The sequence below is a fragment of the Microbacterium galbinum genome (genome assembly GCF_023101185.1).
In the GTDB taxonomy this organism is placed as follows: domain Bacteria; phylum Actinomycetota; class Actinomycetes; order Actinomycetales; family Microbacteriaceae; genus Microbacterium; species Microbacterium galbinum.
In genome coordinates this window covers 2,398,809-2,424,791 of sequence record NZ_CP078077.1, presented here as the reverse complement: position 1 = coordinate 2,424,791, position 25,983 = coordinate 2,398,809, and the positions used below count along the sequence as shown (strand labels likewise).

At 70.7% G+C, this 25,983-nt stretch carries 28 protein-coding genes and 1 tRNA gene; 9 read left to right on the top strand and 20 right to left on the bottom strand.

Going from position 1 to position 25,983, the window contains the following annotated elements:
* Nucleotides 1-6 precede the first annotated feature (6 nt).
* Both KV396_RS11720 and KV396_RS11715 read right to left on the bottom strand, forming a co-directional pair.
* Nucleotides 7-1,137 (bottom strand): aminotransferase class V-fold PLP-dependent enzyme, encoded by a 1,131-nt coding sequence (locus KV396_RS11720; protein ID WP_247955824.1) that lies wholly within the window; start codon nucleotides 1,135-1,137, stop codon nucleotides 7-9.
* Nucleotides 1,138-1,191: 54 nt separating this feature from the next.
* A complete protein-coding gene (locus KV396_RS11715; protein ID WP_247623014.1) occupies nucleotides 1,192-1,971 on the bottom strand; it encodes an isoprenyl transferase in 780 nt (259 codons plus the stop codon).
* A 144-nt stretch (nucleotides 1,972-2,115) separates the two neighbouring features.
* Here KV396_RS11715 and trhA point away from each other — a divergent pair, with 144 nt between their 5' ends.
* Nucleotides 2,116-2,802, top strand: coding sequence for a PAQR family membrane homeostasis protein TrhA (gene trhA, locus KV396_RS11710; RefSeq protein WP_247957593.1), 687 nt, complete (start codon nucleotides 2,116-2,118; stop codon nucleotides 2,800-2,802).
* A 4-nt stretch (nucleotides 2,803-2,806) separates the two neighbouring features.
* Here the strand turns inward: trhA and KV396_RS11705 are convergent, their stop codons facing one another.
* Complete coding sequence (locus tag KV396_RS11705; RefSeq protein WP_247623015.1) at nucleotides 2,807-3,106, bottom strand: hypothetical protein; 300 nt, start codon at nucleotides 3,104-3,106, stop codon at nucleotides 2,807-2,809.
* A gap of 68 nt (nucleotides 3,107-3,174) precedes the next feature.
* Between KV396_RS11705 and KV396_RS11700 the strand changes: the two genes are divergently transcribed.
* Both KV396_RS11700 and greA read left to right on the top strand, forming a co-directional pair.
* On the top strand, nucleotides 3,175-3,561 hold the full coding sequence (locus tag KV396_RS11700) for a DUF4307 domain-containing protein (protein WP_247623016.1): 387 nt from the start codon (nucleotides 3,175-3,177) through the stop codon (nucleotides 3,559-3,561).
* Between the two features lie 96 nt (nucleotides 3,562-3,657).
* The gene (gene greA / locus KV396_RS11695; protein WP_247623017.1) at nucleotides 3,658-4,146 is read left to right on the top strand and encodes a transcription elongation factor GreA; all 489 of its coding nucleotides are present in this window, start codon (nucleotides 3,658-3,660) and stop codon (nucleotides 4,144-4,146) included.
* A gap of 60 nt (nucleotides 4,147-4,206) precedes the next feature.
* On the opposite strand, the gene ilvA is transcribed toward greA, so the two are convergent.
* Together ilvA and KV396_RS11685 are read right to left on the bottom strand one after the other, a co-directional pair.
* On the bottom strand, nucleotides 4,207-5,436 hold the full coding sequence (gene ilvA, locus KV396_RS11690; protein WP_247955823.1) for a threonine ammonia-lyase: 1,230 nt from the start codon (nucleotides 5,434-5,436) through the stop codon (nucleotides 4,207-4,209).
* Nucleotides 5,433-6,629 carry an AI-2E family transporter gene (locus KV396_RS11685; protein WP_247623019.1) on the bottom strand — a complete coding sequence of 399 codons (1,197 nt, stop codon included), beginning with the start codon at nucleotides 6,627-6,629 and terminating at the stop codon, nucleotides 5,433-5,435. Before KV396_RS11685 ends, ilvA begins: the two co-directional genes overlap by 4 nt.
* A gap of 97 nt (nucleotides 6,630-6,726) precedes the next feature.
* On the opposite strand from KV396_RS11685, the gene KV396_RS11680 reads away from it, so the two are divergent.
* Both KV396_RS11680 and KV396_RS11675 read left to right on the top strand, forming a co-directional pair.
* Nucleotides 6,727-7,983: a winged helix-turn-helix domain-containing protein gene (locus KV396_RS11680; RefSeq protein WP_247955822.1), complete on the top strand. Its 1,257-nt coding sequence runs from the start codon at nucleotides 6,727-6,729 to the stop codon at nucleotides 7,981-7,983.
* Nucleotides 7,980-8,933, top strand: coding sequence for a hypothetical protein (locus tag KV396_RS11675; protein WP_247955821.1), 954 nt, complete (start codon nucleotides 7,980-7,982; stop codon nucleotides 8,931-8,933). The genes KV396_RS11680 and KV396_RS11675 overlap by 4 nt, the downstream gene beginning before the upstream one ends.
* Before the next feature lie 33 nt (nucleotides 8,934-8,966).
* On the opposite strand, the gene KV396_RS11670 is transcribed toward KV396_RS11675, so the two are convergent.
* The 3 genes from KV396_RS11670 to KV396_RS11660 all read right to left on the bottom strand — a co-directional run bounded on the left by KV396_RS11670 (nucleotide 8,967) and on the right by KV396_RS11660 (nucleotide 12,182).
* Nucleotides 8,967-9,533, bottom strand: coding sequence for a LemA family protein (locus tag KV396_RS11670; protein WP_247623022.1), 567 nt, complete (start codon nucleotides 9,531-9,533; stop codon nucleotides 8,967-8,969).
* Nucleotides 9,534-9,624: 91 nt separating this feature from the next.
* A complete protein-coding gene (locus tag KV396_RS11665; protein ID WP_247632622.1) occupies nucleotides 9,625-10,938 on the bottom strand; it encodes a D-arabinono-1,4-lactone oxidase in 1,314 nt (437 codons plus the stop codon).
* Nucleotides 10,935-12,182: an alanine racemase gene (locus KV396_RS11660; RefSeq protein ID WP_247955820.1), complete on the bottom strand. Its 1,248-nt coding sequence runs from the start codon at nucleotides 12,180-12,182 to the stop codon at nucleotides 10,935-10,937. The genes KV396_RS11665 and KV396_RS11660 overlap by 4 nt, the downstream gene beginning before the upstream one ends.
* Nucleotides 12,183-12,270: 88 nt before the next feature.
* Between KV396_RS11660 and KV396_RS11655 the strand changes: the two genes are divergently transcribed.
* Nucleotides 12,271-12,343 (top strand) — tRNA-Leu (locus KV396_RS11655).
* A gap of 17 nt (nucleotides 12,344-12,360) precedes the next feature.
* On the opposite strand, the gene KV396_RS11650 is transcribed toward KV396_RS11655, so the two are convergent.
* The 10 genes from KV396_RS11650 to KV396_RS11605 form a co-directional block, all read right to left on the bottom strand.
* Nucleotides 12,361-13,146 carry a cation-transporting ATPase gene (locus KV396_RS11650; protein ID WP_247955819.1) on the bottom strand — a complete coding sequence of 262 codons (786 nt, stop codon included), beginning with the start codon at nucleotides 13,144-13,146 and terminating at the stop codon, nucleotides 12,361-12,363.
* 286 nt (nucleotides 13,147-13,432) lie between these two features.
* A complete protein-coding gene (locus KV396_RS11645; RefSeq protein ID WP_247632625.1) occupies nucleotides 13,433-14,926 on the bottom strand; it encodes an NAD(P)/FAD-dependent oxidoreductase in 1,494 nt (497 codons plus the stop codon).
* Nucleotides 14,927-14,964: 38 nt separating this feature from the next.
* Nucleotides 14,965-16,287 (bottom strand): S8 family serine peptidase, encoded by a 1,323-nt coding sequence (locus KV396_RS11640; protein WP_247623027.1) that lies wholly within the window; start codon nucleotides 16,285-16,287, stop codon nucleotides 14,965-14,967.
* Nucleotides 16,284-16,826 carry a DUF501 domain-containing protein gene (locus KV396_RS11635; protein ID WP_247955818.1) on the bottom strand — a complete coding sequence of 181 codons (543 nt, stop codon included), beginning with the start codon at nucleotides 16,824-16,826 and terminating at the stop codon, nucleotides 16,284-16,286. Before KV396_RS11635 ends, KV396_RS11640 begins: the two co-directional genes overlap by 4 nt.
* Nucleotides 16,827-16,872: 46 nt before the next feature.
* Nucleotides 16,873-17,346 (bottom strand): FtsB family cell division protein, encoded by a 474-nt coding sequence (locus KV396_RS11630; RefSeq protein WP_247632627.1) that lies wholly within the window; start codon nucleotides 17,344-17,346, stop codon nucleotides 16,873-16,875.
* Nucleotides 17,347-17,446: 100 nt separating this feature from the next.
* Nucleotides 17,447-18,727, bottom strand: a complete 1,281-nt coding sequence (gene eno, locus KV396_RS11625) for a phosphopyruvate hydratase (RefSeq protein WP_247623030.1) — start codon at nucleotides 18,725-18,727, stop codon at nucleotides 17,447-17,449.
* Nucleotides 18,728-18,843: 116 nt separating this feature from the next.
* Nucleotides 18,844-19,503: an O-methyltransferase gene (locus KV396_RS11620; protein WP_247955817.1), complete on the bottom strand. Its 660-nt coding sequence runs from the start codon at nucleotides 19,501-19,503 to the stop codon at nucleotides 18,844-18,846.
* Between the two features lie 31 nt (nucleotides 19,504-19,534).
* On the bottom strand, nucleotides 19,535-20,509 hold the full coding sequence (locus KV396_RS11615) for a CPBP family intramembrane glutamic endopeptidase (RefSeq protein WP_247955816.1): 975 nt from the start codon (nucleotides 20,507-20,509) through the stop codon (nucleotides 19,535-19,537).
* Nucleotides 20,509-21,543 (bottom strand): DUF1648 domain-containing protein, encoded by a 1,035-nt coding sequence (locus KV396_RS11610; RefSeq protein WP_247955815.1) that lies wholly within the window; start codon nucleotides 21,541-21,543, stop codon nucleotides 20,509-20,511. Before KV396_RS11610 ends, KV396_RS11615 begins: the two co-directional genes overlap by 1 nt.
* Nucleotides 21,540-21,929 carry a GntR family transcriptional regulator gene (locus KV396_RS11605; RefSeq protein ID WP_247632631.1) on the bottom strand — a complete coding sequence of 130 codons (390 nt, stop codon included), beginning with the start codon at nucleotides 21,927-21,929 and terminating at the stop codon, nucleotides 21,540-21,542. Before KV396_RS11605 ends, KV396_RS11610 begins: the two co-directional genes overlap by 4 nt.
* 101 nt (nucleotides 21,930-22,030) lie before the next feature.
* Here KV396_RS11605 and KV396_RS11600 point away from each other — a divergent pair, with 101 nt between their 5' ends.
* On the top strand, nucleotides 22,031-22,501 hold the full coding sequence (locus KV396_RS11600) for a PaaI family thioesterase (protein ID WP_247632632.1): 471 nt from the start codon (nucleotides 22,031-22,033) through the stop codon (nucleotides 22,499-22,501).
* Between the two features lie 43 nt (nucleotides 22,502-22,544).
* Nucleotides 22,545-23,810, top strand: a complete 1,266-nt coding sequence (locus tag KV396_RS11595) for an APC family permease (protein WP_247955814.1) — start codon at nucleotides 22,545-22,547, stop codon at nucleotides 23,808-23,810.
* Here the strand turns inward: KV396_RS11595 and KV396_RS11590 are convergent.
* Nucleotides 23,786-24,565 (bottom strand): AraC family transcriptional regulator, encoded by a 780-nt coding sequence (locus tag KV396_RS11590; protein ID WP_247632634.1) that lies wholly within the window; start codon nucleotides 24,563-24,565, stop codon nucleotides 23,786-23,788. The two genes, KV396_RS11595 and KV396_RS11590, sit on opposite strands and share 25 nt — an antisense overlap.
* A gap of 83 nt (nucleotides 24,566-24,648) precedes the next feature.
* Here KV396_RS11590 and KV396_RS11585 point away from each other — a divergent pair, with 83 nt between their 5' ends.
* Nucleotides 24,649-25,176 (top strand): VOC family protein, encoded by a 528-nt coding sequence (locus KV396_RS11585; RefSeq protein ID WP_247632635.1) that lies wholly within the window; start codon nucleotides 24,649-24,651, stop codon nucleotides 25,174-25,176.
* Here the strand turns inward: KV396_RS11585 and KV396_RS11580 are convergent.
* Nucleotides 25,145-25,957: an SGNH/GDSL hydrolase family protein gene (locus KV396_RS11580; protein WP_247955813.1), complete on the bottom strand. Its 813-nt coding sequence runs from the start codon at nucleotides 25,955-25,957 to the stop codon at nucleotides 25,145-25,147. The genes KV396_RS11585 and KV396_RS11580 overlap by 32 nt on opposite strands.
* Between the last annotated feature and the right edge of the window lie 26 nt (nucleotides 25,958-25,983).

The window sequence follows — 25,983 nt, the reverse complement described above, 5'->3', positions numbered from 1 at the left end:
GAAGTGTTACGCGATGGTGAACGTCGCATTGCCGAATCCGGCGAGCGCGTCGTCGAGCATCCGGATGGTCTCGTCGTCGGTGCCGGCGTGCGGGGCCACCCGCACCGCCGAACCACGAGCGGTCACCACGACACCGGCGTTGGCGAGAGCGGCTGCGAGGCGGGCCGGCTCCTCCGGCGCGAGGGCGACGATCCCCGCGCGCCGCTCACGCTCACGCGGAGAGACGACCGTGATGCCGTGCCGGTCGGCGATCTCGATGACCGCGTCGACGCGGCCCGCGAGATGCTCCTCGATCGCCGCGATCCCGGCATCGCGCACGGTGCGTGCGCCGACGGCCAGGCGACCCGCCGCGAGCGTGTCGGGACCGCTGGTCGTGAAGGCGCGAGCGGATGCCGCGGGCGCAGGGCGCTCGTCGACCGCGAGCCCCTCCCCCTCGGTGCCGGTGATCCCGCTGAGCACCGGGGCGAGGCGCTCGCGCGCCAGATCCGAGAACCAGGCGAAGCCGGTCCCGCGCGCGGCGCGCAGCCACTTGTAACCGTGCCCCACGACGACGTCGGCGACGCGGAAGTCGGTGTCGACGATGCCGAAGGACTGCACGGCGTCGACGATGAGCAATCGGTCCGGGCCGATCACCTCCCGCAGCGCCGCGAGGTCGGCACGGTAGCCCGTGCGGAAGTCGACGTGGCTCACGGCGAGGGCGGTGACATCGTCATCGAGCGCCTCCGCGACGGCATCCGGGGTCACGCGGCCGTCGGCCGGGTCGATCCATCGCGGCACGACCGCGCCCTGCGAGAAGGCCGCCGCGCGATCGAGCGTCAGGCTGACGCTGGGGAACTCGGCGGTCGAGGCGATCACCGTGCCCCGTGCGCCGTAGAGCGCCTGGGCGAGTCCCTGGGTCGACGACGGCTGCACCGTCACGTCCTCGGCATCCGCCTGCAGGATGTCGGCGACGACCTCGCGCGCCTGGGTGACGCGCTCCGCGACGAGCGCGAGCGAGGCGGGGCGTCCGCTGCCGAGGAGGTCGGCGTCGGCGAAGACCTCCTCGCGCACCGACGGCGACAGCGGTCCGAACGCGGCCCAGTTGAGATAACCGGGTTCGACGTCGAACGTGGCCAAGTAGTCGTGGATGGTGCTCACCGAGTAAGTCTGGCACGATGCCGGCGCGGCGACGACTCCCTCTCGGGCGTCCCGTCACCGCCCGAAACGACGGTCCCGATCCGCGAAGTCGCGCATCGCCCGGAGGAAGTCGACCTCGCGCAGGTCCGGTCCGAGAGCCTCGACGAAGTAGAACTCGCTATGGGCGCTCTGCCAGAGGAGGAAGTCGCTGAGGCGCTGCTCGCCGCTCGTGCGGATCACGAGGTCGGGATCCGGCTGTCCTCCGGTGTAGAGGTGCTCCCCGATCATCTCCGGTGTGAGTTGCGCCGCGAGGTCCTCCATCGTGCCGCCGGACGCCTCGTGCGTCACCAGGATGCTACGCACGGCGTCGACGATCTCGTTCCGGCCGCCGTAGCCGACGGCCAGGTTGACGTGGAGTCCCGTGTGGTCTTTCGTGCGCTCCTCGGCATCGGCGAGGACCCGGGCGAGATCCGTCGGAAGGATGTCGGAGCGCCCGACGTGCTTGACGCGCCAGTTGCCCTCCCACGACAGCCCCTCGGCGAGATCGGCGATGATCTCGATCAGATCCGCCAGCTCGGCCGAGTCGCGCTTGAGGAGGTTGTCACTCGAGAGCAGGTACAGCGAGACCACGCGGACGCCGAGTTCATCGCACCAACCGAGGAACTCGCGCATCTTGATCGCACCGGCACGGTGTCCGTGGGCGGCCGTGGCGTAGCCGAGCTGTCGTGCCCACCGACGGTTGCCGTCGATCATCATCGCGATGTGGTGCGGAACGGACGCCGGATCGAGGCGGCGGCGCAGCCGGTTGCTGTAGAGCCGGTACAGCGGCCCACGCCCCTGGTTATCCCCTGACATCACCTTCCTACGCTACAGCGTCCTCCCCCTCGCCGCCGGTGCGGATGCTGTGGACATGTACGGCCGGCGGAATGCCACCGCGCATAGAGTGTGCACGTGAGCACTCCCGAAGACTCCGGCCCCGACCTCCCCCAGCTGCCCCTCATGGAGGCTGCCGCAGCCGATGCCGTGATCGAGGTCAAGCCCTCGTGGCGCGGATGGGTCCACGCCGGCACCTTCCCCGTGGCGATCGCCGCGGGCGTCGTGCTCATCGTGCTCTCGGAGGGAGCGCCCGCCAAGTGGGCCGCCGCGGTGTTCATGGCGTCATCGTTGCTGCTCTTCGGCAACTCCGCCCTGTACCACCGCTTCAACTGGGGCCCGCGCTCCAAGGTCGTGCTCAAGCGCATCGATCACGCGAACATCCTGCTGCTGATCGCCGGCACCTACACGCCGCTCGCGACGCTCGCCCTCCCGCCGGAGAAGGGCACGCTGCTGCTCTTCCTGGTCTGGGGCGGCGCCCTGCTGGGGATCCTGTTCCGGGTGTTCTGGATCCACGCCCCACGGTGGCTGTACGTCGCGCTCTACCTGCTGCTGGGCTGGGCCGCCGTGATGTACATCGTCGACCTGCTCAACGCGAACGTCGCCATGATGGTGCTCGTCATCGTGGGCGGACTGCTCTACACGGGCGGGGCGATCGTCTACGCGCTCAAGAAGCCGAACCCGTGGCCCGGGCGCTTCGGCTTCCACGAGATCTTCCACGTGTGCACGGTGCTGGCATTCCTCTGCCACTGGACGGCGTGCCTGCTGATCGCCCTCGCACCGCTGTCGCCCTCGCTCGGCGTACCCGTCTGATCGGTCAGGCCGGGCGCGGACCGTCGTCTGCAGGATCGTCGTCGCCCTCGCGCACGATCGGCAGGTCGGCATCCGTCTCGGTCGCCTCGTCGGCGGCGCGGGCGGCCTCCTCGGCGTCGAGCTCGTCGCGCACCTCCTCGCGGTAGCGCACGCGGCGGATACGACGGTTCATGTCCCAGATCAGCAGGATGACGGCGATCAGGACGACGACGATCGCCGCGAACCCGACGAAGCCGGGGGTGACGGACTCCGGGTCGACGGTCATCGTGGGCGTCGGCATCGGGGTCTCGGACAGAGCGAGCATGAATCGGCCTTTCGTACGCAGGTCGCATAACCTGTAATCACCAGCCTAACGATCGGGAGACCTGCAGCGTGACGACCCCAGAGCAGCTCGACGAACGGTACGGACGCACCCGCAGGCGCCGCGCCCCGTGGATCATCGCCGGAATCGTGGCGATCCTGCTCGTCGGCGGCTACGGGTGGGGCATCGTGGCGCAGTCGATGAACCAGGTCGATGCCGACGACCTGGGATACACGCTGGTCGACGAGCACAGCGTCGACGTGCGGTTCCAGATCACCGGCGTGCAGGGCAAGGACGTGGTCTGCATCGTCGAGGCCCTCGACGAGGAGTTCGGCGTGGTCGGGTGGAAGGTCGTCGAGATCCCCGCCGGCGACAGCCACGCGCAGGCCCTCGCCGCCACCATCCCGACCGTGGCCGAGGCCACGACAGGTTTGGTGAACACCTGCTGGGTCGCTTAGACTCGACGCAGAACGACGACGCCCTGGCAAGTGCCGGGGCGTCTTGGCATATCCCCCGCCGCGAGCGGGAGCGATACCGAAAGAAGGAGCTTCGTCATGTCCACGGACGCTCAGGTTCCCTTCCTCACGCAGGAAGCCTACGACCGGCTCGTCGCCGAGCTCGAGAACCTCTCCACCACGGGCCGCGACGAGATCGCGAAGCGCATCGAGGCCGCCCGCGAAGAGGGCGATCTCAAGGAGAACGGCGGCTACCACGCCGCGAAGGACGAGCAGGGCAAGCAGGAGGCGCGCATCCGCACGCTCGAGAACCTGCTCAAGACCGCCAAGGTCGGCGAGGCACCGGCCAGCCGCGGCGTCGTCGAGCCCGGCACGGTCGTCACGGCGCTCGTCGCCGGCGGCGAAGAGGTCTTCCTCCTCGGCAGCCGCGAGATCGCGGTCGGCAGCGACCTCGACGTGTACAGCGAGGCCAGCCCGCTCGGACAGGCCATCCTCGGCCTGAAGGTCGGCGAGAAGTCGTCGTACGAGGCTCCCAACGGGCGCTCGATCTCGGTCGAGATCGTCAACGTCGAGACGTACACCGGCTGACACCCCCTCACGCAGAACGCCCCTCGGCCCGCAGGCACGAGGGGCGTTCTGCGTTCGACGTCAGTCCGGAACGACGATGGGCTCGAAACCCTCGCGGCGGAGCGTGTCGAGCGTGTGCTCGGAGTGCTCGGGTCCGCGGGTCTCGACGCTGAGTTCGAGGATCACGTCGCTGATCTGCAGACCGTGCCCGTGACGGGTGTGCATCGCCTCGATGACGTTCGCTCCCGCCTCCGCGATCAGCTCCGAGACGCGCGCGAGCTGGCCGGGACGGTCCGGAAGGGGGATGCGGATGGTCAGGTAGCGGCCGGAGGCGGCGAGACCGTGCGAGACGACGCGCTGCAGCAGGAGCGGATCGATGTTCCCTCCCGACAGCACCGCCATCGTCGTGCCCGTCGCCTCGATCTTCCCCGACAGGATCGCGGCGACACCCGCCGCGCCCGCGGGCTCGACGACGACCTTCGCCTGCTCGAGGAGGACGAGGATCGCCCGGGCCAGATCGTCGTCGGAGACGGTCACGACCTCGTCGACGAGGTCCTTGATGATGTCGAACGGGATCGCCCCGGGACGGGCGACGAGGATGCCGTCGGCGATGGTCGGACGCGTCTCGATGTCGACCGGGCGGCCGGCTGCGAGCGACGGCGGCACGGCCGCGGCGTTCTCGGCCTGCACACCGATGATGCGCACCTCGCGGCCGAGTTCGGCGGCGCGCGCCTTGACCGCCGCGGCCACGCCGGCGATGAGCCCTCCCCCGCCGATGCCGAGCACGATCGTGTCGACCTCGGGGGCGTCGGCGAGCAGCTCGAGGCCGAGCGTGCCCTGGCCGATCACCACGTCGCGGTGGTCGAACGGCGGGATGAGCACGGCTCCGGTCCGCTCGGCGAACTCCGCTGCCAGTCGCAACGAGGTGGCGACGGTCTCGCCCTCGAGCACGACCTCCGCGCCGTAGCCGCGCGTGGCGAGCAGCTTGGGCACCGGCACGCCCAGCGGCATGAAGATCGTCGCCGGGATGCCCAGCGCTTGGGCGGCGAGCGCGACGCCCTGCGCGTGGTTGCCTGCGGACGCCGCGACCACGCCGCGAGAGCGCTCTTCGGCGCTCAGCCGCGACAGCCGGTAGGCCGCGCCGCGGATCTTGAAGGAGCCGGTGCGCTGCAGGTTCTCCATCTTCAGCAGCACCGGTGCGCCGAGGATGTCCGACAGGGCGCGGGAGGGCAGCGTGGGCGTGTGCGAGATCACCTCAGCCAGACTCTGAGCTGCGTGCTCGAACTCGGTCAGGCTGGGGACTGCGCTCATCGATTTCTCCGTCTCCGCTGTCGCGGTACTGTGCTCCAGATCAGATCTGCATCTGGTTGGTCTCCGGTGCGCCACGACCCGGTGCTGACGGTCACGGCGGCCACGTTCACGAATGCGGCCAGCGGCACGGCGAACAGTGCGCCGGGGATGCCGCCGATCATGGATCCTCCGGCCACCACCAGCACGACCGCCAGGGGGTGCACCTTCACGGCGGACCCCATCAGGATCGGCTGCAGGACATGGCCCTCGAGCTGCTGGACCCCGAGCACGACGATGAGCATCGCCAGGGCGATCCACGGGCCGTTGTAGACGAGGGCGAGCAGCACCGCGATCGCGCCGGTCACGACGGCACCGACGATCGGGATGAAAGATCCGAGGAAGACGAGCACCGCGACGGGGAGCGCGAGGGGAACACCGAGAAGGGCCGCTCCGGTGCCGATGCCGACCGCGTCGATCGCGGCGACGAGCAGTTGCGTGCGTGCGTAGTTGACGATCGTCGACCAGCCGTTGTGGGCCGCGCTGTCGGCGGCGGGACGCGCCTTGCGCGGGAAGAGCCGGAGCGTCCACCGCCAGATCCCCGCTCCGTCGGCCAGCAGGCAGATGAGGATGAACAGCGACAGGACGGCGCCGGTCACGACGTGGGCGGCCGTGGTTCCGACGGCGAGAGCCCCGTTGAGGAGGAGCTGGGCCTGCTCGTTGACGAGTTCGAACGCCTGATCGATGTAGCCCTGGATCTGCTTCTCGGTCAGGTGCAGCGGACCGTCGAGGAGGAACTGCCGGAACTGCTCGACCGCGGCCCCCGTGCGCGCCTGCACGTCCGGGAGCTGGGCGCGGATCTGCCAGATCACGAGCCAGAGCAGGGTCGAGACGATCGCGATCGTGCCGAGGATCGAGATCGCGACGGCGAGCCACCGGGGGAACCGGTGCCGCAGCATCCACTCGAACGCGGGCCACAGCAGAGCGGTGATGAGGATGCCGACCATCAACGGGATCACGAGCAGCTTGAGCTGGATGACGATCCAGATGAACCCCGCGACGACCGCGGCGATCAGGAGCAGACGCCACGCGTAGCCCGCCGTGATGCGCAACGGGAGGGGCACGGCCTCCTCCGCCTCGGTCGTCACCGTCCGGTCGGTCGAGACCGGGCGCGGACGCAGGAGATCCCTCAACCGCGGTCGTTGCTCGTCGCTCATCGCCCAAGTCTACGGCGATGCCGTATGCCGTCAGACGCATCCTTCGGCGGCCGGTCACGCGCCCGCGATGTCGGCGGCCGGGGCTACGCTTTCCGACGTGACCGAAACCCTCAGCGCCGCTCAGGCGCGGCGCATCGCCCTCGCCGCTCAGGGGTTCACACGTGCGCGCCCGAAAGGCGTCTCCTCGCGGCACGTGCACCGGGCGATGGAGCGACTCGGTGTGCTGCAGATCGACTCCGTCAACGTCTTCGCCCGGTCGCACTACATGCCCCTGTTCTCCCGTCTGGGCGCCTACGAGCCGGCCCTCCTCGACCGCGTGTTCCTCTCACGCACCACCCACTACGTCGAGTACCTCGCCCACGAGGCGACGTTCATCCCGATCGAGGACTGGCCGCTCTGGCAGTTCCGGATGGACGACTTCCGCCGACGCTGGTCGGGCGACGAGTCCTGGATGAGCCAGAACGCGCGCACCCTGACCTGGGTGCAGGATGAATTGCGCTCCCGCGGCCCGCTGCGGCCGGTGGACCTGCGCGAAGATGCACCGCGCGAGCGAGGGACGTGGTGGGACTGGGACGACGTCAAACTCGCCCTCGAGCACCTCTGGCGCACGGGCGACGTGGCGATCAGCGGTCGCAAGGGATTCGAGCGCACCTACGCGCTTGCCGAGCACGTGATCCCCGCCGATGTGCGCGCCCGGACGATTCCCCGCTCCGACGCGATCCGCGAGCTCGTGCGCCGCGCCGCACGTTCGTCCGGCGTCGCGACGCAGTCCGATCTCGCCGACTACTACCGCATCCGCGACCGCGCTGCGGTCTCCCAGGCGATCGCCGATCTCTCGGATGCCGGGGAGCTCCTCCCCGTACGGGTTCGCGGATGGGAGCGCGGCGGGCGCCCGCTCCCCGCCTGGCGGCACCGGGACAGCGTCCTGCCGCGCGCCCTCGCGAGCGCCGCACTGCTCACCCCGTTCGATCCCGTCGTGTGGTTCCGCGATCGAGCGCTGCGCACCTTCGACCTCGACTACCGCATCGAGATCTACGTCCCGGCCGAGAAACGTCGCTACGGCTACTACTCGTTGCCCGTGCTCGTCGGCGACCGCATCGTGGCCCGCGTCGATCTCAAGGCCGACCGTTCCACGTCCACGCTGCAGGTGCAGTCGGCCTGGTGGGAGCCGCAGGCCCGACCCGAAGACGCCGAACCGATCGCCCGCGAACTCGCTCTCGCCGCCGCCTGGCAGCGGCTCGAGCACGTATCGGTGTCGGGCTGGGGCGACGCGTCCGACGCGATCCACGGAGCGCTGCACGCCCTCGGCGGCGACGTTCGCCGGCACGTTCATGCTCGGGAGGCCGACGGATGACCGACCGGAGCACGACGGATCCGCGTCCGAGCCCACGACGCAGGCGCACTCGGCCCTGGGGATGGCTCGTCGCCGCGATCGTCGCCGTGCTCCTCGTCGGTGCGGGCATCGTGATCTGGCAGGCGCAGTCGCGGGCGGGCTCGGCCGAGGAGGCGGCGCACGCGTATCTCCGGGCGCTCGAGTCCGGCGATGCCGCGGCGGTGGAGGCCACCGGGATCGACGTCTCGGACGAGGCGCTGCAGGCGTTCGACGGCGCGGTTTCGGTCGTCTCCGAGGCCGCCGTGGTCTCGGTAGAGGAGACGGGATCGAGCGCGGTGGCGCACGTGTCGTTCCTGCTGGGTGATGCCGAGCATGACGCCGACCTCGCTCTCACCCGTTCTGACGGTCGGTGGGTCCCGGACGGATCGGGCCTCGCCGAGGTGACGGTCTCGACGACAGCGGGTACGGCGGTTGCGATCGAAGACACGGTGCTCGATGCCTCCGAGGCGCTCTCCCTCGTCCCCGCCGTCTACACGGTCGCGGCCGCGCCGACCGCGTACCTGTCGGGGTCGATCGACGTCGTGGCGCTTCCGGGCGCGGCCGACGACGTCGAGGTCGAGACGTCGCTGCGGCCCGAGGCGACGGAAGCGGCGCAGCAGCGACTCGACGAGCTCCTCGAGGCATGCGCGGCGGAGACGGCCCTCCCGGCCGACGGCTGCGGCATCCGCATCCCCTGGGGCACCGAGTTCCGCACGGTCGACGATGTCGCATTCCGCATCGACACGATGCCGACCGTGGTGCTCGCCGACGACGGCGCGAGCTTCACCGCGAGCGGCGGGGAGCTCGTGGCGACCCTCAGCGGCACCGCTCGCGACGGCGGTTCGCGCACGACCACCTATCGCAGCGAGGACTGGGCGGTGCGGGGAGACGTGACGTTCGCCGGAAACGAGATGACCCTCACCGTGTGGTGAGGGTCATTCACGAAAGCGGAATGCGGAACGCGATCAGAACTGGACGCGCGGCGGCTCGGAGATCGCTCCGCTGTCAGCGACCTCGAAGAACTCGCGCTCGGTGAATCCCAGGCCCTTGGCGAAGAGGTTGTTCGGGAACACCTTGATCTTGGTGTTGAGCTCGCGCACACCGCCGTTGTAGAACCGGCGCGCAGCCTGGATCTTGTCTTCAGTGTCGACGAGAGCCTGCTGCACCTGGAGGAAGTTCGTGCTGGCCTGCAGCTGCGGGTACGCCTCGGCGACGGCGAACAGGCTGCGCAACGCCTGCTGCAGGTGGCCCTCGGCGATGCCGGCCGCACCGGGCCCGCTCGCGGAGAGCGTCTCGGCGCGCGCACGGGTCACGTTCTCGAAGACGGCCTTCTCGTGCGAGGCATAGCCCTTGACGGTCTCGATGAGGTTGGGGATGAGGTCGGCTCGACGCTTGAGCTGGACGGTGATGCCGCTCCATGCCTCATCGACGCGGACGTTCAACTGAACCAGCGAGTTGTACGTGGCCCACAGATAGATGCCGACCAGCAGAATCACGCCGACGATGATCAGTACCGGCACGAGCCATTCCATCAGAGGCCCACCCTTCCTCGTGTTTCTCTCATCCTATCCACCGCGCCTGCACGTGGACTGGGCATGACGCGTCTCGGACCTGTGAATGCGTTCAGGCTCCGAGAACGCGATCGAGATACCGATTGCGGAAGAGCCGATCGGGGTCGAGCCGGTCGCGCAGCGCGACGAAATCGTCGAATCGGGGATACCGCTCACGCAGCTGATCGGCGTTCAGCGTGTGCAGCTTCCCCCAGTGCGGGCGCCCGCCGTGCTCGTGCATGATCTGCTCGACCGCCTCGAAGTACTCCGTGGGGTCGGCCCGCCAGTAGCGGTGCACGGCGATGTAGGCGCTGGCTCTCCCGTAGGCCGTCGACAACCAGCGGTCGTCCTCCGCCGCGAACCGCACCTCGAGCGGAAACTCGATGCGCCATCCGCGCTGGGCGATCAGCGCCTGCACGGCGCGGAACACCGGAACGATCCGCTCCGCCGGCACGGCGTACTCCATCTCGCGGAAGCGCACGTTGCGCGACTGCGTGAGCACCCGGTGCGAGCGGTCGGTGTACTCCCGATCGCCCGTGAGCTTGACGGCGAGGCGGCTGAACGGGGGCGTGACCGCGGGCACCACCTGGCCCGCGGCGCACACCGCGCGGTAGACGCCGTTCGAGAGCAGCGACTCGTCGACCCATTTGCCGAAGAGAGGGAGCGGCTTGCGCACCGCCGACTCGTCGAGACGGGTCTGCCGCTTCGTGAGCGCGACGTCGGTGTGCGGGAACCAGTAGAACTCGAAGTGATCCGATGCCGCCGCGCGATCGTGGAGCGTCGCGAGCACGTCTGCGAGCGGGGCGGGCGCATCGACGGCGTGCAGTACGAAGGCGGGAACGCACTGCAGCGTCACCTCGACGAGGATCCCGAGGGCCCCGAGTCCGAGAGCGACGGCGGGAAGCAGATCGCTGTTCTGCTCGTCGTCGACCCGGAGGAACTCGCCCGCGGCGGTCACCAGGGTGACGCCGACGACCTGCGTTGCGAGTCCCCCGAAACCGGTACCCGTGCCGTGCGTTCCCGTGGAGATCGCCCCGGAGATCGACTGCCGGTCGATGTCGCCCAGGTTCTCCATCGCGAGGCCGAACGGGGCGAGCAGACCGGGGATGCGGTGCAGACGAGTGCCGGCGAGCAGGGTCACCCGGCCGGTCGTGGCATCCGCCGACACCAGGCCCTGCAGATCGTCGAGCTCGAGCAGCACGCCCGGGGCGACCGCGATCCCGGTGAAACTGTGCCCGGCGCCGACGGCCTTGATCGTCAGCCCCTGCGAGGCGGCGGCCACGACGGCGCGCTGCACCCCTTCGGGCGTGCGCGGGCGCTCGACACGGACGGGCTTGACGGATGCCGACCGCCCCCAGTTCTGCCAGGTGCCGCCGATTCTCGTCACAGGAACGCCTTTCCTTCGCCGCGATAGGTGGGCAGCTCGTCGACGATCTCGTCGCCCGAGACGAGCTGATAGCGATCGATGCGCTCCGCCGGTTCGCCGCTCTTCGCGTGCCGGAACCAGACGCGGTCGCCGACACCGAGCGAGGCGGCAGCCGGGCCCTGCAACGGCGTCTGCACCTCGCCCGCGGCTTCGCGCGGGAGGGTGCGCAGACCCTCCGGCCACACCGGTCGGGGCTGACGGGAGGCGACGGGCGGACCCGACGCGATCCATCCCCCGCCGAGAACGGTGGCGATGTCGGCGGCGGGGCGTCGCACGACATCGAACGCGAACGCGGATGCCGGTGCGGGTCGGAACGAGCGGTACCCGTCGAAGAGGTGGCCCCCGAGAAGACCGCTCCCGGCGCTCGCCTCGGTGAGCGATTCGTCACTCGCCGTGAACTCGAGCGAACCCGTGCCGCCGCCGTTGAGGAAGTCGAGATGGGCGACCTCGGCGACCGCCGAGACGATGGCGGCCCGCCGCTCCCGCAGCTCGGCCCGGGAACGCGCCTGGACGAGACGGATGAGCGGAGCATCCGACCCTGCGTCGTCGCCCTGCCCGGCGATCTGAGCGTCGTACATCTGCAACCCCACCAGCCGGAACCCGGGGCGTGCCGCCACTTCGCGGGCGAACGCCGCGACCTCACCCGCACTGAAGAGGGCCGAGCGGCGAACCCCGATGTGACCGAGCAGGGCCGAGCGCCACGACGCGTCGACGTCGATCGCGACGCGGACCTCCGGCCGACGACCGGGACCGGCGATGCTGTCGATGAAATCGAGGTGCGCAGGGTCATCGACCATCAGGGTGACGCGCCGGGCCGCCTGCTCGTCGGCGAAGAGCCGCGCGAGTGCGGCCCGGTCGACCGTGGGATAGCCGATGACGATGTCGCCGTGCGTCTCGGCCAGCCACAGCGCCTCGGCGAGCGTGAAGGCGAGGATGCCCCGGTAGCCCGGAAGAGCCAGCACCGCGTCGAGCACGGCGCGCACACGCACCGACTTCGACGCGACCCGGATCGGCAGACCCCCCGCGCGAACGAGCATGTCCATCGCGTTGTAGCGGAGCGCGTCGCGATCGATCACGGCCACGGGGGCCGGCAGATGCGCGGTCGCGGCCGTCAGGCGCGGCCAGTACCTGGCGGGGTTCTCCCACTCGGGGGACACCCCGGTGCGGTGCGGATCGGGGCTCAGTTCGGCTGTGAGGTCGAGCACTCCCCCACCCTACGGCTTCTCGGACTCAGGGTCACGGATCGCGGGACCGGATCGCACGCGAAGGCTTCGATAGGCTGGCCACGACGAGGCCCCCGTAGCCCAATGGCAGAGGCAGGCGACTTAAAATCGCTTCAGTCTGGGTTCGAGTCCCAGCGGGGGCACTCCTCGTGGTCGCGGATCACCGCCCGAAGAGATCGCGGATGTCGGGCAGCCCGAGCTCCCCGAGCTTGTCGCCCCAGCCGCTCGCCGTCTCGCCCAGCCCGCTGACCGCCTCGCCGGCCGAACCGACGACGCCCTCAGCCGCGCCCGCGAAGCCTTCGACGTCGATGCCCGCTGCGATCGCCTCGAGGTCGACGCCCTCGGCGAGCGCGGTGAAGTCGACGCTCAGGCTCGCCGCCTGGTCGAGCAGCGGCCCGGCGACGGTGCTGAGCACCGCCCCGCCCGCGACCGCCCCGAGCACACCGACCGCTGCGCCGCCGACGGCACCCGCCGCGCCGAGCCCGCGTCCGCCGCCGCGCACGCGCGAGAGCAGCCCCCGCATCCGTCCGGGCTTCGCCGCCTCGGCGCGGCCGGCCGCCCGCGCGAGGTTGTCGGCCGACGCGGACGCCGGGCGCTCGTGCGGAGGGAGCTCCGCGCGCATGCGGTCCTCGATCTGCGCACGCTGCGCCGGCGTGAGGCGCTCGAACGCCTCACGGTGCATCTGCTCGATGCGCTGCGGGTCGGCGGTCTGCATCAGGTAGTCGTAGCGCGCGATCGCCGCGCGGTCGGCGTCGGAGGCCGCGGCGCCGGCGCGCGGAGCGTCGGCATATGCTCCCGGCGCGGGCGGCGGCGAGTAGGGGTCGTGGCCGCGCGCCGGCTGTCGCGGAGCCGCGGTCTGCGGCGGGGCCTGATCCCGGCGGCGATCACCGGAGTCGAGGTCGAGCGCCTGCGTGGCCATTCCGATGAGGCGGGAGAGCTTTCCCATGATGCGATTCCTTCGGGTCGTGTGCGGACGACCACGGGAACCACGACGGGAGGAGACGAGGGATCCACGGCTGTCCGCGACGGCGGACGCCAGGTCTCCTCCACCCCGGACGGGGCCGGTGGGCCGGGACACATCGACATGTCCGTAATGACGACACCACCGCAGACGGGAGTACTCCCCTTGCATGCCCGAGAGTAGCGATCGCACCTATGAGCCCCGTGCGAATACGGGGTGACGCACGAACGCCCCGACTCCGGGCGGGAGTCGGGGCGTTCGATGACGCGGATTACTTCGCTGCGGCGGGCTCGGCGGCCTTCTCGGCAGCCGGCTTCTTCGCGGCGGGCTTCTTCGCCGGAGCCTTCTTCGCCGGAGCCTTGTCAGCCGGAGCCTTCTCGGCCTTCTCGGCCGCGGCATCCGTCTTGGCCGGAGCCGTCTCGGCAGGCGCAGCGGGCGCTGCGGCCGGACGCGGACGAGCGGCGAACTCTTCGAAGACGTAGCGCGGGTTCTGCACGGTCTGCAGGTTCACGATGTCGCGACCGAGCCACAGGTTGTTCCACCAGCCCCACAGCACGCGCCACTTGCGCTCCCACGTCGGCATCGCGAGCCCGTGGTAGCCACGGTGCGCGACCCAGGCGACGAAGCCCTTGAGCGCGATCTTCCCGGACTGGAACACACCGTTGTAGAGGCCGAGACCGGCGACGGCACCCAGGTTCTTGTGGAAGTACTCCTTGGGGTCCTCACCACGGAGGACGGCCACGAGGTTCTTCGCGAGCAGCTTGGCCTGACGCACGGCGTGCTGCGCGTTCGGCACGCAGAAGCCGCCGACGCCACCGCCCGAGAGGTCGGGGACGGCCGAGACGTCACCGGCGGCCCAGGCGCCCTCGACGAAGGCCTCCGGGGTTCCGACGCGCAGGTCTGCGCGGGTCTGGATGCGGCCGCGCTCCTCGACGGGCAGGTCGCCGCCGCGCACGACGGTCGGGTTCGCCATGACACCGGCGGTCCAGACGATCACGTCGGTCGGGATGACCTCACCGGTCGACAGCTCGACGTTGCCGTCGACCGCGCCCGTGAGCTGCGTGTCGAGGTGCACGTTGGCGCCGCGCTTGGCGAGGTCCTTGAGCACCCACTCGCTGGTCGGCAGCGAGACCTCGGGCATGATGCGGCCCATCGCCTCGATGAGGTGGAAGTGGGTGTCCTCGAAGCTCAGCTGCGGGTACTTGCCGACGAGGGACGAGGCGAGCGAGCGCAGCTCGGCGAACACCTCGATGCCGGCGAACCCGCCACCGACGACGACGACGGTCAGCAGGCGGTCGCGCTCGGGGCCGGCGGGCAGCGACGCGGCCTTGTCGAAGTTCGACATGACGCGGTCGCGGATCGCGACGGCCTCTTCGATCGTCTTGAGGCCGATCGCGTTGTCGGCGATGCCCGGGATCGGGAACGTGCGCGACACGGCACCGGCGGTGACGACGATCTGGTCGTAGGCGAACTCGTACGGCTCACCCGACGGCGGCGTGATCGTGGCGACCTTCTCGGCGTGGTTGATGTTCGTCACCTTGGCGGTGATCACGTTCGTGCGCTTGAGGTGGCGACGGTGCGCGACGACCGAGTGGCGCGCCTCGATCGAACCTGCGGCGACCTCGGGCAGGAACGGCTGGTACGTCATGTACGGCAGCGGGTCGACCATGGTGACGTCGGCTTCGCCCTTGCGCAGGTGCTTCTCGAGCTTCCATGCGCTGTAGAAGCCTGCGTAGCCTCCACCGACGATCAGAATCTTGGGCACAGTGCTGTTCTGAGGCACAGGGGGACAACTCCTCGGAGTCAGGAATGTGGCGTACGTCGAACGCGCGCCGATCGGATGCGCCGGGCAGCTGCGGTGACGCCAAGCCCCACCAGGATACCAGGGACTGTGAGTGCGACGAGCGGCAGGGTACCGTAGCGCAGTGAATCGGCGCTGGGAAGGAGCGGGGAACCCGGTTCGGTCGGTGCGTCGGCGGCGGGGAGCGGGGGAACCTCCACCGGCGTCGCCTCGGGTTCCGGCTCGGGATCGGCCGCCGCGGCCCGGCGATAGAGCCGCACCCACTCGGCGAGATCTCCCATCGGGTTCTTGTCGACCGAGGGGAGATCGGCGGAGATCGCCGCCGCGGCATCCACGAGTCCGTATCCGTAGAGCGGATCGGGGACCTCGGTGACACCGGGCACCGGGATCGCGGTCTTGATGATGCGGTTGATCACATCGATGGCCTGGATATCCGGGTGCGCCGACCGGATCAGCGCGGCGATGCCCGCCACGATCGGTGCCGCGCCGCTGGTGCCGTTCCAGGAGGCGAGCTTGCCGTCGGCCGAGATGCCCAGCAGCCCCTCGCTCGGCGCTGAGATGCCGATCGTGATGCCCTGTGTCGACGCCTCGACGCTGGCCGTGCCGGTCTGGTCGACGCCGCCGACCGTGAGCACGCCCGGGATGGTCGCGGGAGCACCGATGATGCTCGTGCCGCTCCCCCGGTTGCCGGCGGCGACCACGACGACGACATCGTGGTCGAAGGCGTAGAGGAACGCGTCGTCCCAGCTCTCGTCCCAGTCGAGCGTGTTCGTGGTGAAGGAGAGGTTGATCACGTCGGCGCCGTGATCGACCGCCCAGCGCATCGCCTCGGCGACCTGCTCGCTGAAGGGCACGGCGGCCGCTGCCCCGAAGCCGACCGATATCGACAGGAGATTCGCTTCGGGGGCGACCCCGATCATGCCGGTGCCGTCGGCGGCACCTCGGGCGGCCGCGAGCGACGCGACCCAGGAGCCGTGGTTGCCGTCGACCGCGCCCAACGCGGTGCGGCCGTCGGGCGATCCGGTTCCCGACACGTCGGTGCCGCCGATGACCGCGTCGCCGAAGGCCTCGGGCACCTTGCCGATGCCGGTGTCGATCACCGCGATCGTGACGCCTTCTCCACGCGTCGTCTGCCAGGCTTCGCGAATCCGTGCGCCGTCGAGCCAGTACTCCTGCGCCCGCACCGGATCGGAGGGATCGTCGGGCACGGGACCGGTGCCCGGCCCCGGAGTCGGAGTGGGGGTCGCCGTCGCGCCCAGGAGCAGGACGGACACCGCCACCAGCGCCGCCGCGGCGGTGGTGCGCAGCGTCCGCCGGACCGTCACGCCGACGGATCCGTCTCGTCGCGGAGCGCCGCTCCGGGCGTATCGCAGCGGCACACCTCGGGCGACCAGCTCGCGCGGGCGAGGGCGAGATCGCCGATCGGGTTGACTCCCGGCCCTGCCGCGAGCGCGTGCCCGGCGAGTGCGTGCAGGCATTTCACGCGCGTCGGCATTCCCCCGGCGGAGATCCCGTCGATCTCGGCGACCTCGCCGAACTGCGCACGGTCGGCGAGATACGCCCGGTGCGCGGCGAGGTAGCCGACGGCCACGTCGTCATCGGTCTCGAGGAGCGCGGCCAGCTCGGGCATCACCTGCGTGGCCTCGAGCGTCGACATCGCGGCCGTCGCCGCCGGATGCGTCAGGTAGTAGAACGTCGGGAACGGGGTTCCGTCGGGCAGGCGGGGCGTCGTGGAGACGACCGTCGGGTTGCCGCAGGCGCAGCGCGCGGCGATGCCGACGACTCCGCGGACGGGGCGCCCGAGCTGGGCCGACACGACGGCGAGCTCGGCGGCGGTGGGCGCGGGGAAAGGCGGCGTGGTCACCCCACCAGCGTAGGGGAGGCTGCCGAGAGGATGCTCGGAGCGCCGGTCACTGCGCGACGGCGGCGGTGTCGCTCAGACCGCTCGACACCAGGGTGCGCAGGAGTTGCGGCATCCAGTCGGCCGGCTTCTCCTCGAGCGTGTCGCTCACCGGCTCCTGCTCGCGCGGGAGGTCGGTGGCATCGAGGTCGTTGTCGATGAGGAAGACGACCTCGCCGGGCTTGACGTAGTAGAGGCGCTCACGCGCCTGCGTCGTGATGTACGCCGGGTCGTCCCAGCGCTCGCGCTCCTGCTCGAGTTCGGCGATCTGCTCCTCGCTGACCTGCACCGAAGCCTCGAGGGCCGCGATCTTCTGCCGCTGGTCGATGAACGTGCCGAGCGTCGGCACGAGCACCCAGGCACCCAGCACCACGAGCGACAGCATGATGACCGAGAACGCCGAGAGACGGATGCCGGCGGCCCACTCCCGCACGTCGACCTTCGCCTCGGCCCCGCGACGACGGCGCGACGCGGACGTGGTCACGGACGCCTTTCCGGATGCCGTCGCGGACTGCCCCGGAGACGCCGAAGGAGGAGCCGGTCGTCGTACCACGGCTCCTCCTTCGTCGATGTCTCAGCTGCGATCAGCCCTGGTAGCGCGGGAACGCCGAGCGGCCGGCGAAGACCGCCGCATCGCCCAGTTCCTCTTCGATGCGCAGAAGCTGATTGTACTTCGCGACGCGCTCGCTGCGAGCAGGCGCACCTGCCTTGATCTGACCCGCGTTCGTCGCGACGACCAGGTCGGCGATCGTGGTGTCCTCGGTCTCGCCCGAACGGTGCGAGAGCATCGCCGTGTAGCCCGAGCGCTGCGCGAGGCTGACCGCGTCGAACGTCTCGGTGAGCGTTCCGATCTGGTTGACCTTGACCAGCAGCGAGTTGGCGACGCCGCGCTTGATGCCGTCGGCGAGACGGGCCGGGTTCGTCACGAACAGGTCGTCGCCGACGAGCTGCACCTTCGAGCCGAGCGCCTCGGTGAGGTGCTTCCAGTTGTCCCAGTCGTCTTCGGCGAGGGCGTCCTCGATCGTGACGATCGGGAAGTCGTTGACGAGGCCGACGTAGTACTCGGTGAGCGCCTCGGCGTCCCAGTCCTTGTTGTCGAGGCGGTAGACGCCGTCGGTGAAGAACTCGGTCGCGGCGACGTCGAGCCCGAGCGCGATATCGCGGCCCGGCGTGAAGCCGGCCTTCTCGATCGCCTTGACGAGGAAGTCGAGGCCCTCGCGGTTGCTGGGCAGGTCGGGGGCGAAGCCGCCCTCGTCGCCGAGGCCCGTCGCGTAGCCGGCGGCCTTCAGCTCGCTGCGCAGCACGTGGTAGGTCTCGACGCCCCAGCGCAGGGACTCCGAGTAGGTCTCGGCACCGATCGGTGCGAGGAAGAACTCCTGCATGTCGATGCCGTTGTCGGCGTGCTCGCCACCGTTGATGACGTTGAACAGCGGGACGGGCAGGACGTGAGCGTTCGGTCCGCCGAGGTAGCGGAACAGCGGCAGGTCGGCCGAGTCGGCGGCGGCCTTCGCCACGGCGAGGCTGACGCCGAGGATGGCGTTCGCGCCGACGCGCTTCTTGTTCTCGGTGCCGTCGACCTCGATGAGGATCTCGTCGACGATGCGCTGCTCGCTCGCCTCGACACCCTCGAGGGCCGGGCCGAGCTCGTCGATGATGGCCTCGACGGCCTTCAGCACGCCCTTGCCGCCGTAGCGGCTCTTGTCTCCGTCGCGCAGCTCGTACGCCTCGAACGCACCCGTGGAGGCACCGGAGGGAACGGCGGCACGCTGGACGATGCCGTCATCGAGGAGCACCTCCACCTCGACGGTCGGGTTTCCGCGCGAGTCGAGAATCTCACGTGCGCCTACAGCCTCGATCAGTGCCACTGATGTGCTCCTTGTTCAGGGGGAAAAGTGATGTGGAGCGTCTTCGATCCGTCGCCCAGTCTAGCCCGCCCCCTCCGACGCTTCGAAGCCCTCCCGGGGCGAACAGCAGCCGAACGTCAGACGACCAGGGCGATCGCCACGCCGTCCCAACCCTTGATGCCGACGGTCTGCAGCGCGGTCGCGTCGAATCGCGGATCGGTTCCGAGCATCCGCAGTCCATCGCGCGTGCCGATCACCTTCGGATCGGTCGAGTCCGCGCGCACGATCTCGCCCTCGCGGCCGATGTTGTCGAGCACGATCACGGTGCCGGGATGACCGAGCTTCGCCGCCCAGTCGAGGTAGATCGTGTTCGATTCCTTGTCGGCGTCGATGAAGACGAGGTCGAACCCGCCGACGAGGGTCGGCATGACGTCCGCGCCGCGGCCGATCCGGATGTCGACCTGCTCCCCCACCCCCGCGGCGTCGATGCTCGCCCGCGCGACGGCCGCATTCGCCGCCTCGGCCTCGACGGTCACGACGCGCCCCTCGGGACCGACCGCTCGTGCCAACCAGATCGTCGAATACCCGCCGAGCGTGCCGATCTCGAGCACCCGGCGCGCACCGCTGATGCGGGCGAGGAGGTGGAGGAGCTTGCCGCCGACCGGCGCGACCTCGATCTCGGGGAGGCCCGCCGCGCGCTGCGCGGCGAGCGCGGCCTCCAGGGCATCGTCGTGCCCGACGAGGGTGTCGGCGAGGTAGACGTCGGCGTCCGACCAGGTCTGCGGTGTGGATTCCATGGCCTCAGCCAACCCGCCGAGCCCGACACCGTCAAGAGGGTGGGTTCACCGCCCCCTCGCGCGGTACCGAGAGCAGTCGGCCGTGCCCGTCGGCGAGCTCGGGCTGATGGCGGAACTGGCCGGTCACGACGAGCACGAGCACCACGACGGCGATCACGATCCAGGCCGCGACTCCGAGGGGGCCGGCCAGCGCCATGTCGGGTGCGGAAGCGGCGACGACCAGCACGAGCCCGGCGGCGGCGTTGAGCGCTCCGTGCGCCAGGACCGCGGGCCAGAGCGATGCCGACCGCAGGCGCAGCCACCCGAGCAGGATGCCCCACGCGATGCATCCGGCGACCATGAGCAGCACGCCCGAGAAGTCGATCCGGCCGAAGTTGTACCCGAGCAGGATGACCGGGCTGTGCCACAGCCCCCAGACCGCTCCGCTGAGGAGGAGCGCCGGCCACGTGCCCAGCGGTCGCAGGGCCGGGAGGAGCCACCCCCGCCACCCGAGCTCCTCGCCGAACGCGAGGACGCTGTTGAGGAGGGCGCCGGCGGGGATCATCGCGAACTGCGCGATGACCAGCATCTCGATCGGCGGCATCGGGGTGCCGGGCGGGAGAGCGGCGGCGATCTGGGCGGCGAATCCGCCGAAGGCGAGGTCGATCTGCACGAACCCGAGTGCGGCGGCGACGAGGATCGTGAGCACCACGAGGACGGGCGGAACGAGCCATCCCGCCACCATCAGCCAGACGACGCGCTTCGCCGGGCGGAGCGGCCAGAGTCCGAGGAACCGGGTGCGACCGCCCGGGGCGGGGACCCTGAGCGCGAAGGTCACGATGAGCGCGGCGACCGCCGGCGTGAACATCATCACCGGCAGCAGCACCGGGGTGAGCGGCGAGGCGAGCCCCGCGCCGAGCCACAGCGGCAGCGCCACGAGCCAGGCGAGGCCGCAGGCGAGCGCGACGAACACGATCACCGCGCTCCACGGAACGCGTCGGGGAAGGGAGTGGCGTGCAGCGGTCATCAGGAGGCCTCTCGTTCGCTGTCGGATGCATGGCGCTCGGCGTAGGCCTGGAGGAGCGCGGCGGCTTCTTCGGCGCCGTCGATCGTGACGATGAAGGGCTTGCGGTCACGGCGTGCGATCTCGATCGCGGCGCCCCGATGCATCACGATCCCCGTACGGCCGTCGACCGCGATCCGCCATCCCCAGCCCCCGAAGTCCCCGAACGGAGAGATGTCGACGGCGCGCGCCGAGACGATCCGGTCGATCGGGATCACCGCCCGCGGCCACCCGAGCAGAGACCGCGCGGCGAACCCCGACGGCGTGATGCGCACGCGGAACGCGGAGGTGACGGCGAGCGCACCGCCCACCACGATCACGCTGATCGCGGTGACCCACCCGCCCGCAGCACCCGCCGCGAGCATGTAGGCCGCGATCACGGCGAGGAGGAGCGTGACTCCCGCCATCGACAGCAGCGCCGCGCGCGGCATCGTCGTCGTGCCGAGCCAGACCACCCGTTCGCCGTCGGCCACCCGCACCGCGAGCCGGGGTTCGAGGACGCCGGCCGCCTCGTCGATGACGCGCGGCTGCACGGCCCACCCCGCGACCGTTCCCGCGGCCAGCACGACGAACGCGAGCAGGAGGACGAGCCCGACGTCGGGGGTGTCGGCCGCGTCGGCCAGTCCGCGCTGCAGCGCGAGCGACCCGAGGCACAGCGTGAGCGCGAACGCCGAGAGTCCGGCGGCGAAGCCGCCCATCAGTCGCGTGGTCGCTCCCCACCTGCCGCGCGATGCTCCGAAGGAGGTGAGCGCGAGCGCGAGCGGCAGCACGAGACCGACCGCGAGGAGCAACCAGAAGTATGCGGTCGGCGCGGCGAACCCGTCGGCGCCGGTGGTTCCCCAGTGGATGACGACGGGGTCGGGCAGAGTGGGCAGCCACGCGGCGATCACGGCGGAGCCGATCGCCACGAGCGCGACGGGAAGGGCGACACCGACGGCGAGGAACGCCGCGCGGGCGCGACGGCTCTCGGATGCCTGCGCGGATGGGTGCGTGGTCATGGGGCGACCTCCTCGGGGCCTGCGGTGCCGGGCGTACCGGCGCGGTGGGAGCGGATCAGTGCGGCGAGCGTGTCGGAGGAGACGCCGAGCCGGGCGGCGCGCTGCACCAGCTCGGCGACATCGCTCGCGAGTTCGGCGAGCGGGGCGGCCGAGGCGGCGACGACCGCGCCCCTCCCCCGACGCAGATCGAGGAGCCCCTCGTCGCGGAGCCCCTGATACGCGTGCAGCACGGTGTGCTGGTTGATGTCGAGGGCCGCTGCGACCTCCTTCGCGGAGGGCAGCCGGTCACCGGGGTGAAGGGTTCCCGAGAGGATGTCGGCCCGCACGGAGGCGGCGACCTGGTCGTACAGCGGCCGCGTGCTGTCGATGTCGACCCTGATGAGCATCTCGCCTCCTCATTTCTCTAGTAATTATAGGAGAACTATAACAACTGTCGCAATCCTCCAGCGAACTTCGTCCGGCGGACACGCTCGGCCACACTGGCGCCATGCGCATCACTCCCCGCCGCCTCGCGATCGGAATGAGCCTGTGGGCCCCGAACCTGTTCAGCGGCATCCGCGTCCGTCGCTTCAGCGACGACTGGACCCACGCGACCGTCGAGCTGCACGTCAACGTCTTCACCCGCAACTACGTCAAGACGGCGTTCGGCGGATCGATGTCGGCGATGACCGACCCGTACTTCTTCATGCTCGTGATGCACCAGCTCGGCCGGGACTACGTCGTGTGGGACACCCGCGGCGAGATCGATCTGATCAAACCGGGACGCGGAGTGCTGACCGCCGAGTTCGCGGTGTCGAAGGCGCGCGCCGAAGACATCCGGCGCAAGGCGCACGGCGGTGGGAAGGTGCTCGAGTGGTTCGAGACCGTGATCACCGATCGCGACGGGGATGTCGTGGCCCGCGTGCGGCGCGAGGTCTACATCCGCGAGAAGAAGCGGGTCACCGAGGCTCGCCGCTGACGCGGGTCACCCGCCGTTCACCGATCGATGCGACGATGACGGGATGCACCTCGCCCGCCGACTGAGACTCGCCGATGCCGTCTTCATCGGTCTCGGCTCGATGATCGGAGCGGGGGTCTTCTCGGTCTGGACGCCCGCGATCGGCGTCGCCGGCGCCGGGCTGCCCGTCGCCCTGGCGATCGCCGCGATCGTCGCCTACGCGAACGCCACCGCCTCCGCCCAGCTCGCCGCCTCCCATCCCGTCGCGGGAGGGACCTACGCGTACGCCCGCGCCGAGATCGGTCCCTGGTGGGGGTTCGTCGCCGGGTGGAGCTTCGTGATCGGCAAGATCGCGAGCTGCGCGGCCATGGCGATGACCTTCGCCGCCTACGCCGCCCCCGCGGGGTGGGAGACGCTCGTCGCGGCGGTGGCCGTCGCCGCCCTCGTCGCGGTCAACTGCTTCGGCGTGACGCGCACGGCACTGGTCACACGCCTTCTGGTGGTGGTCTCGCTGATCGGTCTCGCGATCGTCGTCGCTGCGGGGTTCGGAGCATCGCCCGCCATCCCTGCCCCTGCGCTCCCCGATGCGACGGCCTATGGCGTGCTGCAGGGTGCCGGGCTGCTGTTCTTCGCGTTCGCCGGGTACGCCCGCATCGCGACGATGGGCGAGGAGGTCGTGGATCCCGCGCGCACGATCCCCCGCGCGATCCTGCTCGCGCTCGGCGGCGCGGTCGTCGTCTACGGCGCGGTCGCGGCCGTCGTGATGCTCACGCTGGGAGCGGATGCCGCGACCAGCCCCGCCCCGCTGGTCGATGTGCTCACGGCGACCGGCACGGAGTGGCTCGCGCCCGTGGTGCGCGTCGCGGCGGCGACCGCATCGCTCGGGGCGCTGCTGGCGCTGCTCACGGGCATCGGGCGCACGACCCTCGCGATGGCGCGCGAACACGACCTTCCCGCGGTGCTCGCGAAGGTCGATCCCCGCTGGCAGGTGCCCCGCCGTGCCGAGATCACGATCGGCGTGGTCGTGATCGGCATCGTCCTGGTGGCCGATCTGCGCGACGCGATCGGGTTCTCGTCGTTCGGGGTGCTGCTGTACTACCTGATCGCCAACGCGGCGGCCTTCCGGCAGGAGGGCGCGGCCCGCCGCTTCCCCCGTGCGCTGCAGGTCGTGGGCGCGCTCGGGTGCCTGGTGCTCGTGAACACGCTCCCGGTGCTGGCTTCGCTCATCGGCACCGCGGTGGTGCTCGTCGGCGTGGGTGGGAGAGCCCTCGTGCTGCGTGCCCGGCGCGCGAGAGGACCTCGCGCTCAGCCCCCGGCATCCGATCGGTAATCGCGCGGGGCGAACCCGAGCACCGCACGGAAGTCGCGGGTGAGGTGCGCGTGATCGGCGTACCCCAGATCGGCCGCGATCCCCGCGAGGTCGGCACCCGGATCATCGCGCACGCGCTGCGCGGCCTCCTGCAGGCGCCGCCGCCGGATCATCGCCGCGGGAGCGATCCCGACGTAGCGGTGCGCCATCCGCTGCAGCGTGCGCACCGACACGGCCAACCGCGTCGCTGCCTCCTCGGGCGAGCTCGCACCGTGCTCCCCCAACAGTTCGACCGCGAGCGCGTTCGCCTGATGAGCGGCGCCGTCGAGCGCGCCGACCCGCGCCGTGAGCCATGCGCCGAACGTCTCGGTCGCCCGCTCCCGATGCCCGTTGCCCGAGCGCATCGCCTGCGCGACCGCGTCGTACAGCTCCGGCACGGGGAACGGGCGGATGCCGTCGACCAACGCCGCCGGATCGTCGAGGAGCGCCCCGACCGCCGCCGGACGCAGGAGCGCACCGACTGCCCATCCCTCACCGCGCAGATCTCGGAACGACGCCCGGGTCGTGGCCCCCGACACCGTGACGCCGTCGTGCTCGACGACGAGGTTCACTGCGGGGTATCCGACGATGTGCTGCCGGGAGACCTCACCATCGAAGAGCCGCCACTCCGGGATCCAGAACCACTCCACGAGTTCGGTCGCCGCCCCGTCGGGCGCCACCCGGTGGAACGTCGGCAGGCGTTCGGGATACAGCACGCCACGGGTCGGATCCACCATGCGCCCACCCTAGATCCCCTGGCCGACACGGGTTGTCGCGGATCTTCAAGCGCACGGCATCCGCACCGCCGTACGGTCGTCGCATGGCTTCAGACATCCCCACCACCGGCGTGACCGGAACCCACACCACCGCCGGCCGCCCGCACAGCGCGACCTCGCTCACCCCGTTCCTCGCGATCCCCCGCGCGGCCGACGCGATCGCGTTCTACCGCGACGTCTTCGGGGCGCGCGTCGTCGACGTCACCGAGTTCGGCGGCGTGGTCGCTCACGCCGACCTCGACTTCGGCTCGGGACTGCTGCAGCTCGGCGAGCCGAGCCCCGACTACCACCTGGTGCCGGCGCCGGAGGGCGACGACGACTGCTATTCGATGGGACTGTACGTCGAAGACGTGGATGCGGTGGTGGCGCGCGCGGTCGACGCGGGATCGACGGTGCGCGAAGCGCCCTCGCACTTCGTCTCGGGCGACCGGTACGCGAGCATCCGCGACCCGTTCGGCGTGCGCTGGTCGGTCATGAGCCGCGTCGAGGACATCTCCGACGAAGAGAGCTCGCGCCGGGTCGCGGAGTGGGCCGCCTCGATCAGCGCGACGCCGAGTGAGGACGCGTCCTGACCGACCGCTGCGCTCCTCGGCAGACCGCCGGCAACAGGGCCTCGGCCGTCCGGCGGTAGCCGAGGGCGCTGGGGTGGAATCGGTCGAGGCTGAACATCTGCTCCGGCTCGTCGAAGAACATCGGACCGACCGATCGCCGCAGGTCGACGGGCTCGGCGCCGGCGAGGCGCGCGGCATCCGTCTGCGCGATCGCGAGCCGTCGCGACAGGCTCGACACGATCCGCCGCAGTGGCTGCGGCACGGGACGCAACGATCCCAGATCGGGACAGGTGCCCACCACCACCTCGGCGCCGAGCGCCCGCAGCCTCCGGACGGCCGCATCGAGATGCCGCACCGATGTCGCGACCGGAAGACGATGCGTCACGTCGTTTCCCCCCACCACGATCACCGCGACATCGGGCCGGTACCCCGCCGCGAGACCGTCGAGCTGCGCGTCGAGATCCGGCGACTCCGAGCCGACGACCGCAGCGGTGCGCAACCGCACCGGGCGGTGCAGACGAACGGCCAGGCCCTTGGCGATGCGTCCGCCGAGGGTCTCCTTGCGCCGCGCCGCACCGAGGCCCGCGGCGAGCGAGTCGCCGAGCACGAGGAGTTCGATCGGCTCACCGTCGAGCGAGCGTCGCCAGATGCGGTCCGCATCCAGCGAGTCCTCGCCCAGCGGCTTGCCGATCCGGCGCCGAGCGATCGCCGCCTGGCGCGTGAGGAGAACCCGCCCGCCGACCGCGAAGCCCGCGGTCAGGGCGGTGGCGCCGAGGAGGATGGGGAGGCGTGTTCGTCCCATGCCCCGATTCGACCTCGGTGACGTGA